The organism is Humibacillus sp. DSM 29435, assembly GCF_001758225.1.
Classification (GTDB): domain Bacteria; phylum Actinomycetota; class Actinomycetes; order Actinomycetales; family Dermatophilaceae; genus DSM-29435.
Map to the genome: position 1 here is coordinate 66,049 of NZ_MAST01000051.1, position 12,562 is coordinate 78,610.

Below are 12,562 nucleotides of genomic sequence, written 5' to 3' on the forward strand. Positions count from 1 at the left end.
GCCCGAGTGGGGTCGGTCAGCCGCAGCGGGCCAGGCCCATCTTCAGCTTGAGCTTGACGACGCGGGTCACCGCCACCTCGACCTTCTGGGCGAACGCCGGGTCGCTGGCCATCCTGGCCGTGAGGGCGGCGTGCATGGTCGGGATGCTGCTCGGCGTGGCGCTGAGCACGATGTCACCACCGGCGTCGACGAAGCGGGTGGCCCGCTCACCGGTGGGGGTGCCCGAGACGGCCTTCGCGGCGCCGACGTCGTCGGTGATCACGACTCCTCCGTAACCGAGCCTGCCGCGCAGCAGGTCGGTGACGATCGCGCGGGAGAACGGAGCGTTGACCCCCGGGTCGATACGGCTGTAGATGGCCGACCCGACCATGACCATGTCGGCCCCGGCCCGGATGCCGCTCGCGAACGGTCTGAGGTAAGGGTCGGTCGTCGTGGTGGTGGTGTCGGTGATGCCGGTCGAGTAGAAGTCCGTGTTGTTGCGGATGCGGCCGATGCCGGGGAAGTGTTTCACCGTCGACGCCACGCCGCCGGCACTCATGCCGGCGATGAAAGCGCTGACCTTGCCCGCGTTGTCGTCCGGATCGCTAGAGAACTCTCGTCCGTACTGCCCGATCGGGCCGTTACCGGTGCCCAGGGAGGCGGGCACGGTGTCGGCCACCGGCGCGAGGTTGACGTTGACGCCGGCCGCCTTGATCTGCCTGGCCCAGGTGGTGGCCTGCGCCGTCAGTGACGAGTCGCTGAGCGAGTTCTGCGACCGGGCGGACGGCATCCGGGTGAACCCGGCACCGCGCAGCTGCTGCACGGCACCGCCCTCCTGGTCGGCGGCGAGCATCAGCCCGAGGCCTCCGGTGGCAGAGTCGGACGCGAGACCGGCCAGGTGAGCCGTCGTCGACCGCACGGCAGCCGCCCCGTTGAACCAGCCTCCGAGCAGGATCACCCCGCCGAGGTGCTGCCCGGTGACAAGAGAGTCGAGGCTCGTGCGCGAGGCGTTCACGTCGAGCCCCACCATGAGCAGCTGGCCGGCCTGTTCAGAGGCCGAGAGGCTGCTCACGATGCGAGCCGAGCAGGAGGTGGGCGGTGATGTCGGCGGGGGGGAGGGGGTGCCGGTCGTCGACGACGCGGGACTCGACGACGAGGCCGACGCGCTCGAGGTGGGAGGCGAGCTCGCCGAGGTGGCCGACGCGGTCGGCACCGAGCTCGAGGTGACCGATGCTGGGGTGGTGACGGTCGGTGTTCCGGCAACGGTCGGGGCAGGGCTCGAGCACGCGCCGAGCAGGCCGGCCACACCGCACAGCGCCAGCACCGTGGCGGCCGCGGGGAGTGCGGGGCGACCCGTGGGTCGCAGTTTGTGGCTCACCGTGCGAGCCTAGACCCGCAACCGTGGTGTCCGTATCCGCCGGATGACTGCACGTTCGTCGGTTGGGTCGGCCGTGTCGCCACCGGCCGGCGCCTCCGGCTCGTGGCAGGGTTTCCTCCCTGATTCCGCCTCTGCACCCATCGGGCTCCGGGCGGTGTCCTCGATGGATTCGATCGTGGAGCCCCTTGCCCAGCACCGACGCTCGCCTCTAGCCTCGCGAACGTAGGTGCACCTCACGGGTGCGCCCGACCTGGAGTGGGGTGTGATGAACAGCTCGAGTCATCCGATCAGTCGTCGAACGGTCCTGTCTGCGGGTGCCGGTACAGCCGGGTTGCTCGTCACCACGTCAACGGTCGGTGCCACCAGCGCCGTAGCCGCCGGAATCCCTTGGCCCAAGCTGAGGAAGTCGCTGGTGGGCACCCTCTACCAACCCAGCACGAGTGCCTATGCGCAGGTGGCGCACGGCACCAACCCGAGATACGACGGCATCAACCCCAAGGCGGTTGCCCGGTGCGTCTCGACGGGCGACGTCGCTGCCTGCATCGCTTTTGCCCGAAGGTACGCCGTCCCTTTCACGGTGCGATCGGGTGGGCACGCGGCCAGCGGCTGGTCGACAGGCACCGGCTTGGTGATCGACACGACGCTGATGAATGCCATCACCATCGACGGTGCAGCGAGAACGGCGACCATCGGTGCCGGTGCCCGACTGATCGATGTTCACCGCGCGACCACCGACCAGTCTCTTGCGTTGCCCACCGGCACGTGCCCGGACGTGGGGATCTCGGGCCTGACGATGGGCGGCGGCATCGGGCCGATGACCCGGCTCTGGGGCCTGACCTGCGACCGGCTCGTGGCGGCCACGGTGGTGACCGCAGACGGCAAGAGCCAGCTTGTGAACCCCACCCGGTTCGCCGGGCTCTACTTCGCGCTGCGCGGTGGTGGTGGAGGCTCCTTCGGGGTGCTGACGTCGCTGACGATGAGTCTTGACACGATGCCGGCTGCCATCGACAGCTACTCCCTCAGCTATCCCTTCTCGGCCACCCCCAGCGTGCTCAAGGGGTTCCAGTCCATCGTGGCCACGGCCGACCGAAGGTTCGGGGTGGAAGTGCAGTTCCGGGCGGTTCGCTCCAGCGGCAAGATCAACGTGACGGTGCGTGGTGACTGGGCCGGTCCGCAGAGCGACGTCGCGGCGCAGGTCGATGCGCTCGTCACCGCGATCGGTGTCGCTCCGACCACCCGCTCGATTCTTCACCAGAGCTTCGTGTCCTCGGTTCTGGACCACGCGGGCTGCGGCTCCTTCGGCTCGTGCGTTCCGGGCGCAGACATCACCCGGGTGCCAGGATCCGCGACCTCGTCGATGGTCTCGACGCCCCTGACGGATGCTGGTATCGCGGTGTTCATGCAGCAGCTGCGGAACGGGTTGACCGTGCCCGGTCAGACCTACACGGGTGCGACCCTCGACGGGATGCGAGGCGCCGTCAGCGACACGACGACGTCGGACTCCGCCTTCGCTCACCGAGACGCCCTGTTCATGGTGCACTACCTGGCTCGGTGGAGCCCGAACACCCCTGCCCTGGATCCGCGGCCGTTCGACCAGTACGTCTCTGGCTTCCGCAACGCGATGACCCCGTACGTCGGGCCCTCGGCCTACGTCAACTACCAGGACCCCCTGATCGCCGACTACGGCAACGCCTACTGGCCAGGCACCTTCGACCGGCTTCGTGCGGTCAAGACGAACGTCGACCCGACCGACCTCTTCCACTTCGCCCAGTCGGTGCCGCCCGCGTAGGCCGAGCGCAGGACCCGGCGCGGATCCGACGCCCTGCCTGGGCACGTCGACTCGCGGTGCGTCGTGCCGTGCCGGTGTGGGGCGGGCAGGCGCTACGTTGCTGCGATGGAAACTGCTCGCATCCCGATCGTTCTCGATGTCGACACCGGTGTCGACGATGCGTGCGCGCTGCTGCTGGCTGCCACGCATCCGGGTCTGGACCTTCGGGCGGTGTCGTGCGTTGGCGGCAACGCTCCCGTCGACGACGTGGTGCGCAACACCCTGATCGCGCTCGAGGCGGCAGGGCGTCGCGACGTGCCGGTGTCGCGTGGCGCAGAGCGGCCGTTGTTGGAGACACCGGTGGACGCCCGGCATGTGCACGGCACGGATGGGATGGGCGAGCTGGGCTGGCCGGCCGCCCCGACCCGTGTCGACCCTCGTCACGCGGTCGAGCTGCTGCGCGACGTCTGCCGGTCGGCCGCCCACGACGGGATGCCGCTGACCCTCGTGCCGCTGGCCCCCATGACGAACATTGCCCTGCTGTTGCGAACGTATCCGGAGGTGGCACAAGGAATCTCGCGGATCGTCTTCATGGGCGGTGGTGCCGACGTCGGCAATGCGACGGCCTCGGCCGAGTTCAACGTCTTTCACGACCCGGAGGCAGCTGCGGTCGTGCTCGACGCCCCAGCAGAGCTCGGTATCGACGTGACGATGTACGGCCTCGACGTCTTCTACGCCCCGGTCGTCACCCGGGCCGAGGCGGCCGGGCTCGTGGCGCTCGGGGGGAGGGGGGCGGCCGAGCTGGGCGGTCGGCTCATCGAGTTCCAGTGCGACCGCTTCGACCGTGACAGTGCGACGATCGGTGACGCCGGCGCGGTGTGTGCGGTGATCGACCCGACCCTCCTGAGCACCCGTCCCCTCCCGATCCGGGTCGAGCTGGGCGGCACCTGGTCGCGGGGCCGCACCATCGTCGACCGTCGGGACTGGAGTGGTGACCTCGCCCACGACCCGCACGGTCTGGCGCCCACCCGGGTGGAGGTGGCCCTGGGCGTCGACGGGCCACGGTGCGCCGGCCTCTGGCGGGAGGCGCTGCTGGCGGTGGGGCGAGCCTGATGGGCAAGGTCGTGGTGCTCGGCTCGCTCAACGTCGACGTGGTGACGCGCGTCGAACGGCTGCCGCAGCCGGGAGAGACCGTGCTGGGTCGGTCAGACGGGCGGTTCGCGGGAGGCAAGGGGGGCAACCAGGCGATGGCGGCCCGGCGAGCCGGCGCCGACGTGACGATGGTGGCGGCCGTGGGTGCCGACGATGCGGGCGCGGCCTACCGGGCACGGCTCGAGCGGGTTGGTGTCGAGGCCCGGGTCGAGACCCGCCCTGACCAGCCGACGGGCAGCGCGATCATCACCGTCGACGAGACGGGCGAGAACTCGATCGTGGTCGTGCCGGGGGCCAACCACGCCCTCAGCGCGGTCGACCTCGGGATCGGCCCCGGCGACGTGCTGTTGTGCAGCCTCGAGGTGGCGCCCGACCTCGTCACGCGCCTCAGCCTGCAGGCGGCCCGCGCGGATGCCCGCGTGGTCATCAACCTCGCCCCCTACGCGGCCCTCCCGCACGAGGTGATCGCCCTGGCCGACCCTGTGGTCGTCAACGAGTCTGAGATGCGGCTCCTGGCCGACTCCGACCTGCTGCCGACGTCGCTGCTCGTGACGTTCGGGGCGGCCGGTGCCAGCTGGGACGGCATCCAGGTCGACGGCATCCGGGTGCCGGAGCGTGAGGTGGTCGACACCATCGGCGCGGGTGACGCCTTCTGCGGGGCGCTGGCCGCCGCTCTGGCGACGGGCTCCGACCGGGCCGTCGCCCTCGACGCGGCGAACCAGGCGGGGGCCGCGGCTGTGCGCTGGGCCGGGGCGCAGCCCGACGCCGCCCTGTGAACCCGATGTCCCCGCAACACACCGAGAAGCCGTCAACTGTCGCTGACTACCGTCGCAGGGGTCTGACGATTTCTCGGTGTGTTGCCGGTAGGAATGGCCGTTCGCTCCTTCTGGCATCAGCGCCTCGACGCCAGGGATACCGAAACCATCCGTGGTCGACGGGCCCGACGACAGCTGAAGCTATGAACGAGAACGGTACGTACGGCACTCACGGAGGTGCGAGGTCGTGTCGAACGCGACGACTTTGACCGTCTTTTCGCAACCGACGCCTCCGACCTGTGGCAGATCTGCACCGACCTCACGGCATCCGGGCTCGAACGACGGGTTGGTGAGCGAACGCGCTGGCACACCGGGCCGTTCGACCTCGAACGAGTCGTTCGCGGGGGAGGGTGGGGGGACGGCGGGCGGGGAGGTCAGGCGGGGGTGACGACGAGCGCGGCCTGGCTCCCGGCGATTCGCGTGACCACGAGGGTCGCCTCGGAGCCGCCCTTGCCGCGGCCGGTCATCTTCAGCTGGCGGCGCAGCAGGTCAGCATCGAGAGTGACGCCGCGCTTCTTGATGGTCACCCGGTCATAGCCGCGGTCGCGGAGCCAGCGGGACAGGCTCTTGGTCGACAGGGGCATGGCCTCGACCACCCGGAACCGTCGGGCCCAGGCCACCTCGGATGCCGTGTCGCCGGTCACGTAGCCGACGCCGGCATCGAGCTCGGCGCCGCCGACGCTGGCGACCAGGGCCCCGGTGAGCCCGGCCCGGATCACGGCCCGGTCGGGCTCGAACAACCAGTCTCCGACGTCGGACACGGAGCCGAGGGGCGGGCGCCCCGTGGCCGGGGCGGCATCCGCCTCGGTGATGACGTGGGTCGCGGTGTCGGAGCAGACGGCGGCGGTGCGGCCGACCGTCGTGACGAGAGGCCCCCACCAGACGGCGCACTCGAGCACCTCGCCGTTCCACGAGGTCCACTGGGCCTCGCACCCGCGCGGTACCGCCCCGTGGGACAGGCCCGGCGAGAGCTTGACCCCCGTCGGCGCTGTCTCGGCCAGGGCGAGCACCTGCCGCCACGAGGGCGAGATCGCCTCGAGCGAGAAGACCCGTCGGGTGCGTCCCTGAGCGTTCGCGACCCCCGTGACGCGGCGGGCCGGATCGAGCCACAACCCGGTGTGCCGAGCGGCCTCACCCGAGGGGAGGCGCACGTCCTCGACCCTGGCGCAGGACACCACCGCCGAGGGCCAGTGACGCAGGTTGACGGCCGCCACCGTGGCGGTGACGTCGTCGGAGTCGACCGCGCTGACCTCGAGGTCGAGACCGGCGAACGCCATGGCGTCGGCGCCGACGCCGCAACCGAGGTCGTGCACCACGCCCAGCCCCGCCTCCGCGTACCGATGGGCGTGCCGGGCGGCGATGGGCAGCCGCGTGGCCTGCTCGAGCCCGTCGGGGGTGAACAGCATGCCGTTCGCGAAGGCGCCGAACTTGTCGACGGCGCGGGAACGCAGCCGCGACTGTGTCAGGGCTGCGGCCACGAGCTCTGCGTCGAAGCCGGCCTCGCGCAGTCGCAGCTGGAGCGGCAGCGCCTGGGCCTCGTCGTAGGGCGGCAGCGACTGGAGCAGCCCCCATCCCTCTCCGCCGGCGAGGCGGGCGACCATCGCGGCGTCCATGGCCCCTATCCTCCCAGTTGCCGCCGCGGCGCAGAACGTGGACTTGGGGTGGTTGACCCGGATGCCGGCTCGCGTCGGGCGACCACGGCACGCCGAAATTGGCACTCGACTTGACCGAGTGCTAACCGCGAACCTAGATTCTTCCTTGTTGGCACTCTCACCTCGATAGTGCCAGCTTGCTCCCCGTAACCGGTCGATCCCCGCGACGGCGGCCAGCCACGGAGAGCCACCAGTCAGAGTCACCATCCACATGACAGTCAACATCGACAGTCCCGAAGGGAAGGTCATCACCGTGTCGGTTTCCATCAAGCCGCTCGAAGACCGCATCGTCGTCAAGTCCCTCGAAGCCGAGCAGACCACCGCGTCCGGTCTCGTCATTCCTGACACCGCCAAGGAGAAGCCCCAGGAGGGCGAGGTCCTGGCCGTCGGCCCCGGTCGCTGGAACGAGGACGGCGACGAGCGCGTCCCGCTCGACATCAGCGTCGGCGACAAGGTCATCTACAGCAAGTACGGCGGCACCGAGGTGAAGTACGGCGGCGAGGAGCTGCTGATTCTCTCGGCTCGCGACGTGCTCGCGATCGTCGGCTGAGCCACCGCTCAGAACAGATGCCGTGACCGCACCCCGGTGGACCCCTCGGGGTCTGCTGGGGTGCGTCCGGTTGTGCCAGAGGTCGTCGTGAGCGGCATCCTCTCCCAAATCACCTGAACCACAACGCAATCCAAGCCAAAGGAACACCATGGCCAAGAAGCTGGAGTTCAACGACTCCGCCCGTAAGTCGCTCGAGCGTGGCGTCGACGCGCTCGCCAACGCCGTCAAGGTGACGCTCGGCCCGAAGGGCCGCAACGTCGTCATCGACAAGAAGTGGGGCGCTCCGACGATCACGAACGACGGCGTCACCATCGCCCGCGAGATCGAGCTCGAAGACCCCTACGAGAACCTCGGCGCCCAGCTCGCGAAGGAGGTCGCCACCAAGACGAACGACGTCGCGGGTGACGGCACCACCACCGCAACCGTGCTGGCGCAGGCCATGGTCAAGGAGGGTCTGCGCAACGTCGCCGCCGGGGCCGCCCCGTCTGCTCTCAAGCGCGGTATGGACAAGGCCGTGACGGCCGTCAACGACGAGCTGCTGCGCCAGGCCCGCGAGGTGGGCGGCAAGGACGAGATCAGCTCGGTCGCGGCCCTCTCAGCCCAGGACACCGTGCTCGGTGACCTCATCGGTGAGGCGTTCGACAAGGTCGGCAAGGACGGCGTCATCACCGTCGAGGAGAGCTCGACGACCGTCACCGAGCTCGAGTTCACCGAAGGTATGCAGTTCGACAAGGGCTACCTGTCGGCGTACTTCGTCACCGACACCGAGCGCATGGAGACCGTGCTCGAGGACGCCTACGTGCTCATCAACCAGGGCAAGATCAGCTCGGTCGCCGAGGTGCTGCCGATCCTGGAGAAGGTCGTCCAGTCGGGCAAGCCGCTGCTGATCATCGCCGAGGACGTCGACGGCGAGGCTCTCTCGACGCTCGTCGTCAACAAGATCCGCGGCACGTTCAACGTCGCCGCCGTCAAGGCGCCCGGCTTCGGCGACCGCCGCAAGGCGATGCTGCAGGACCTCGCTGCCCTCACCGGCGGAGAGGTCATCGCCCCCGAGGTCGGGCTCTCGCTCGACAAGGCCGACCTCACCGTGCTGGGCCAGGCCCGCCGCATCGTCATCACCAAGGACAACACGACGGTCGTCGACGGCGCCGGCGACGAGGCCGAGGTGACCGGGCGGGTCAACCAGATCAAGGCCGAGATCGAGCGCACCGACTCCGACTGGGACAAGGAGAAGCTCCAGGAGCGTCTTGCCAAGCTCGCCGGTGGCGTCTGCGTCATCAAGGTCGGCGCTCACACCGAGGTCGAGCTCAAAGAGAAGAAGCACCGCATCGAGGACGCCATCTCGGCGACTCGCGCAGCCATCGAGGAGGGCATCGTCGCCGGTGGCGGAACTGCCCTCATCCACGCCGCGGTCGTCATCGACGACCTCGGTCTCACCGGTGACGAGGCGACGGGTGCCTCCATCGTGCGCAAGGCCGTGGCCGAGCCGCTTCGGTGGATCGCCGAGAACGCCGGCCTCCAGGGCTACGTCGTCACCTCCAAGGTGGCCGAGCTGCCGCTCGGGCAGGGTCTCAACGCGGCCACCGGCGAGTACGGCGACCTGATCGCCGCCGGCGTCATCGACCCGGTCAAGGTGACCCGTTCGGCCCTGCGCAACGCCGAGTCGATCGCCTCGATGATCCTGACGACCGACACGCTCGTGGTCGACAAGCCGGAGGACGAGGAGCCCGCAGCGGGCGGCCACGGCCACGGTCACTGATCGACGTCACTGATCGACGTCACTTGTTGAGGTGACTGAGCCGAGCGGCATCCGCTGGGCCGGTCCTGCCCTTCTGAGGGTGACGACGAGTTGGGCCGCTCCCCGATGGGGAGCGGCCCTTCGCTCGTTCGTCACGGCGGCGTTCGGACGCCGACCCGCGTATCGCGTCAGGAGGCGGCCGGGATGCCCTTCTCGCGTGGCGGGTCCTGCGCGTAGAGGCGCTCACGGTCGGTCTCGGTGAGGCCGCCCCAGACGCCATAGGGCTCACGAACCTCGAGGGCGTGCCGCCGGCACTGAGTCATGACCGGGCAGGCGTCACACACCGACTTGGCCTCGGCGTCGCGGTTGCGCCGGCGTGGGCCGCGTTCGCCCTCCGGGTGGAAGAAGACCTCGGGGCTGACCCCGCGACAGGCGCCGTCGAGCTGCCAGGTCCACAGGTCGGCAACGGGTCCGGGCAGGCGCGTGATCTCGGCCATGTCCTTCTCTCTCGGGGTCTCTCGGTGTCGCTCGGTGTCTCTGGCGGGTCTCGCTCGTGCGTCGTTGCATCAATCGACGACCGTGCTTCGACGCTAGCCGCGGTGACCATCACGGTGAAGGGCTCGGACATTCAAGAGTTGTTCAAGACTTGCCATCCCCTTGGCATCCTTCGGGTCAGCTCGATTCGGCTCGAGTCGTCTCGGGTCGGCCGACCCCGCCGGGGGCTCTCAGTCGGCTGCCCTAGGATCGGGCCATGAGTCTCGCGCCCTCAGATCCACCGAATCCGTTCTCCGATCTGGGCCTGACCTACGACGACGTGCTGCTGCTGCCGGGCTACAGCGACCTGGCTCCCAGCGACATCGACACGACGACGAGACTGACCCGGGGCCTGTCGATTCGCACGCCGCTGGTCTCAGCCGCCATGGACACGGTGACGGAGGCCCGGATGGCCATCGCGATGGCCCGCCAGGGTGGCCTGGGCGTGTTGCACCGCAACCTCTCGATCGCCGACCAGGCCTACCAGGTCGACCTGGTCAAGCGCACCCAGACCGGCATGATCTCCAACCCGGTCACCATCGGCCCCGACAAGACCCTCGAAGAGCTCGACCAGATCTGCGGTGAGTACCGCGTCTCGGGGCTGCCCGTCATCGACGGCGACAAGCTGCTCATCGGCATCATCACCAACCGCGACCTGCGCTTCACCCCCGTCGCCGAGTGGGCCACCACGATCGTGCGCGATGTCATGACGCCCATGCCCCTCATCACCGGGCCCGACGGCATCGGCCGCGACGAGGCCACCCTGCTGCTGCGCCAGCACAAGCGCGAGCGGCTGCCTCTCGTCGACGAGGCCGGCCACCTCACCGGGCTCATCACCGTCAAGGACTTCGTCAAGAGCGAGCAGTTCCCCAACGCGAGCAACGACGCCGATGGTCGCCTGCTCGTCGGTGCCGCGATCGGCTATTTCGGTGACGCGTGGGAGCGCGCCACCACCCTCATCGAGGCCGGGGTCGACGTGCTGGTCGCCGACACCGCCCACGGCTACGTGCGCATGCTGCTCGAGATGGTGCAACGGCTCAAGAGCGACCCCGCCACCCGGCACGTGCAGGTCATCGGCGGCAACGTCGCGACCCGAGAGGGCGCCCAGGCGTTCGTCGACGCCGGCGCGGATGCCGTCAAGGTCGGGGTGGGCCCGGGCTCGATCTGTACGACCCGCATCGTCACCGGCGTCGGGGCGCCGCAGATCACCGCGGTGCACGCTGCCTCGCTGGCCTGCCGGCCGGCCGGCATCCCGGTGATCGCCGACGGAGGGCTGCAGCACTCGGGCGACATCGCCAAGGCGCTCGTGGCCGGAGCCGAGTCGGTCATGATCGGCTCGCTGCTGGCCGGCTGCGAGGAGAGCCCCGGTGACCTGATCTTCGTCAACGGCAAGCAGTTCAAGACCTACCGCGGGATGGGCTCGCTCGGCGCGATGAGCTCACGCGGCAAGAAGAGCTACTCCAAGGACCGCTACTTCCAGGCCGAGGTCGAGTCCGACGACCAGATCGTGCCCGAGGGCATCGAGGGCCGCGTCGCGTTCCGGGGGCCGCTGTCGGCCGTGGCGCACCAGATGATCGGTGGCCTGCGGCAGTCGATGTTCTACGTCGGTGCCCGCACGGTCCCCGAGCTGCAGCAGAAGGGCAAGTTCGTGCGCATCACCTCGGCCTCGCTCAAGGAGAGCCACCCGCACGACATCCAGGCCATCGCGCCTGCCCCGAACTACGGCCCCGCCTGACCGCGCCACCCAAGCCGCAACACACCGAGTAACCCTCAACACACCGGGAAGCTACTCGGTGTGTTGAGGGCTGCTCGGTGTGTTGCGTTCGAGGCTGGTGGTACGGCGGATCTCGACCGGGAGGCCACTGGATAGGATCCACCGGTGACCGAGATCGAGATTGGCCGAGGCAAGCGCGGCATGCGCGCCTACTCCTTCGACGACATCGCCGTCGTGCCCTCGCGGCGCACGCGTGACCCGGAGGAGGTCAGCGTGTCGTGGCAGATCGACGCCTACCACTTCGACACCCCGGTGCTCGCCGCCCCGATGGACTCGGTCGTCTCGCCCGACACGGCCATCGCGCTGGGCAAGCTCGGGGCGCTCGCCGTGCTCGACCTCGAAGGCCTCTGGACCCGCTACGACGACCCCACGCCGCAGCTCGCCGAGATCGTCGGGCTCGACCCCGCGGTGGCCACGGCGCGAATGCAGCAGATCTACGCCGAACCGATCAAACCCGAGCTGATCACCGAACGGCTGCGCCAGCTGCGCGAGGCCGGCGTGACGGTGGCCGCGGCGCTGTCGCCTCAGCGCACCCAGCAGCACTGGAAGACCGTCGTCGATGCCGGTGTCGACCTGTTCGTCATCCGGGGCACGACCGTGTCGGCCGAGCACGTGTCGGGGCGCGCCGAGCCGCTCAACCTCAAGCGGTTCATCTACGAGCTCGACGTGCCGGTCATCGTCGGGGGCGCCGCCTCCTACACGGCCGGGGTGCACCTGATGCGCACCGGCGCGGCGGGCGTGCTCGTCGGGTTCGGTGGGGGAGCCGCCCACACGACCCGCAAGACCCTCGGCATCCACGCCCCGATGGCCAGTGCCGTCGCCGATGTGGCCGCGGCCCGCCGTGACTACCTCGACGAGTCGGGGGGTCGCTACGTGCACGTCATCGCCGACGGCGGGGTGGGCACCTCGGGTGACATCGTCAAGGCCATCGCCTGCGGGGCGGATGCCGTGATGCTCGGTGCGGCGCTCGCCCGCGCCAGTGACGCTCCGGGTGCCGGCTACCACTGGGGCTCCGAGGCGCACCATCCCGAGCTGCCGCGTGGCGTGCGGATGGAGCTCGGCAGCCGGGGCTCGCTCGAGGAGATCCTCTACGGTCCAGGTCGTCTGGCCGACGGCACGACGAACATCATCGGCGCGCTCCGCCGGGCGATGGCCACGACGGGGTACTCCGACGTGAAGGAGTTCCAGCGGGTCGAGGTCGTGGTCTCGCCCTACTGACAGA

11 protein-coding genes are annotated in these 12,562 nt (G+C 69.7%); 8 read left to right on the forward strand and 3 right to left on the reverse strand.

What is annotated here, in order from left to right; translation table 11 throughout:
* Window positions 1-16 precede the first annotated feature (16 nt).
* Window positions 17-1,051: a glycoside hydrolase family 3 N-terminal domain-containing protein gene (locus BA895_RS19685; protein WP_254666575.1), complete on the reverse strand. Its 1,035-nt coding sequence runs from the start codon at window positions 1,049-1,051 to the stop codon at window positions 17-19.
* Between the two features lies 1 nt (window position 1,052).
* On the opposite strand from BA895_RS19685, the gene BA895_RS24640 reads away from it, so the two are divergent.
* The 4 genes from BA895_RS24640 (at window position 1,053) to BA895_RS19700 (ending at window position 5,053) form a co-directional block, all read left to right on the forward strand.
* Window positions 1,053-1,370, forward strand: a complete 318-nt coding sequence (locus BA895_RS24640) for a hypothetical protein (protein WP_254666576.1) — start codon at window positions 1,053-1,055, stop codon at window positions 1,368-1,370.
* A gap of 399 nt (window positions 1,371-1,769) precedes the next feature.
* Window positions 1,770-3,146, forward strand: a complete 1,377-nt coding sequence (locus BA895_RS19690) for an FAD-binding oxidoreductase (RefSeq protein WP_175442392.1) — start codon at window positions 1,770-1,772, stop codon at window positions 3,144-3,146.
* A gap of 105 nt (window positions 3,147-3,251) precedes the next feature.
* The gene (locus BA895_RS19695; RefSeq protein WP_070193590.1) at window positions 3,252-4,238 is read left to right on the forward strand and encodes a nucleoside hydrolase; all 987 of its coding nucleotides are present in this window, start codon (window positions 3,252-3,254) and stop codon (window positions 4,236-4,238) included.
* A complete protein-coding gene (locus tag BA895_RS19700; RefSeq protein WP_070193683.1) occupies window positions 4,238-5,053 on the forward strand; it encodes a PfkB family carbohydrate kinase in 816 nt (271 codons plus the stop codon). Before BA895_RS19695 ends, BA895_RS19700 begins: the two co-directional genes overlap by 1 nt.
* A gap of 413 nt (window positions 5,054-5,466) precedes the next feature.
* Here the strand turns inward: BA895_RS19700 and BA895_RS19705 are convergent, their stop codons facing one another.
* On the reverse strand, window positions 5,467-6,705 hold the full coding sequence (locus BA895_RS19705) for a hypothetical protein (protein ID WP_070193591.1): 1,239 nt from the start codon (window positions 6,703-6,705) through the stop codon (window positions 5,467-5,469).
* Window positions 6,706-6,997: 292 nt separating this feature from the next.
* On the opposite strand from BA895_RS19705, the gene groES reads away from it, so the two are divergent.
* Both groES and groL read left to right on the forward strand, forming a co-directional pair.
* Window positions 6,998-7,294: a co-chaperone GroES gene (gene groES, locus BA895_RS19710; protein ID WP_070193684.1), complete on the forward strand. Its 297-nt coding sequence runs from the start codon at window positions 6,998-7,000 to the stop codon at window positions 7,292-7,294.
* A 148-nt stretch (window positions 7,295-7,442) separates the two neighbouring features.
* Window positions 7,443-9,053: a chaperonin GroEL gene (gene groL, locus BA895_RS19715; protein WP_070193592.1), complete on the forward strand. Its 1,611-nt coding sequence runs from the start codon at window positions 7,443-7,445 to the stop codon at window positions 9,051-9,053.
* 167 nt (window positions 9,054-9,220) lie between these two features.
* On the opposite strand, the gene BA895_RS19720 is transcribed toward groL, so the two are convergent.
* Window positions 9,221-9,529, reverse strand: coding sequence for a WhiB family transcriptional regulator (locus BA895_RS19720; RefSeq protein WP_070193593.1), 309 nt, complete (start codon window positions 9,527-9,529; stop codon window positions 9,221-9,223).
* A gap of 254 nt (window positions 9,530-9,783) precedes the next feature.
* Here BA895_RS19720 and guaB point away from each other — a divergent pair, with 254 nt between their 5' ends.
* Window positions 9,784-11,301 carry an IMP dehydrogenase gene (gene guaB / locus BA895_RS19725; RefSeq protein WP_070193594.1) on the forward strand — a complete coding sequence of 506 codons (1,518 nt, stop codon included), beginning with the start codon at window positions 9,784-9,786 and terminating at the stop codon, window positions 11,299-11,301.
* Window positions 11,302-11,445: 144 nt separating this feature from the next.
* The gene (locus BA895_RS19730; protein ID WP_083283583.1) at window positions 11,446-12,558 is read left to right on the forward strand and encodes a GuaB3 family IMP dehydrogenase-related protein; all 1,113 of its coding nucleotides are present in this window, start codon (window positions 11,446-11,448) and stop codon (window positions 12,556-12,558) included.
* Window positions 12,559-12,562: the final 4 nt, after the last annotated feature.

Coding starts and splice junctions, on each gene's coding strand:
- BA895_RS24640 (WP_254666576.1), top strand. CDS start 1,053: ATGCGAGCCGAGCAGGAGGTGGGCGGTGATGTCGGCGGGGGGGAGGGG.
- BA895_RS19695 (WP_070193590.1), top strand. CDS start 3,252: ATGGAAACTGCTCGCATCCCGATCGTTCTCGATGTCGACACCGGTGTC.
- BA895_RS19700 (WP_070193683.1), top strand. CDS start 4,238: ATGGGCAAGGTCGTGGTGCTCGGCTCGCTCAACGTCGACGTGGTGACG.
- BA895_RS19705 (WP_070193591.1), bottom strand. CDS start 6,705: ATGGACGCCGCGATGGTCGCCCGCCTCGCCGGCGGAGAGGGATGGGGG.
- groL (WP_070193592.1), top strand. CDS start 7,443: ATGGCCAAGAAGCTGGAGTTCAACGACTCCGCCCGTAAGTCGCTCGAG.
- BA895_RS19720 (WP_070193593.1), bottom strand. CDS start 9,529: ATGGCCGAGATCACGCGCCTGCCCGGACCCGTTGCCGACCTGTGGACC.
- guaB (WP_070193594.1), top strand. CDS start 9,784: ATGAGTCTCGCGCCCTCAGATCCACCGAATCCGTTCTCCGATCTGGGC.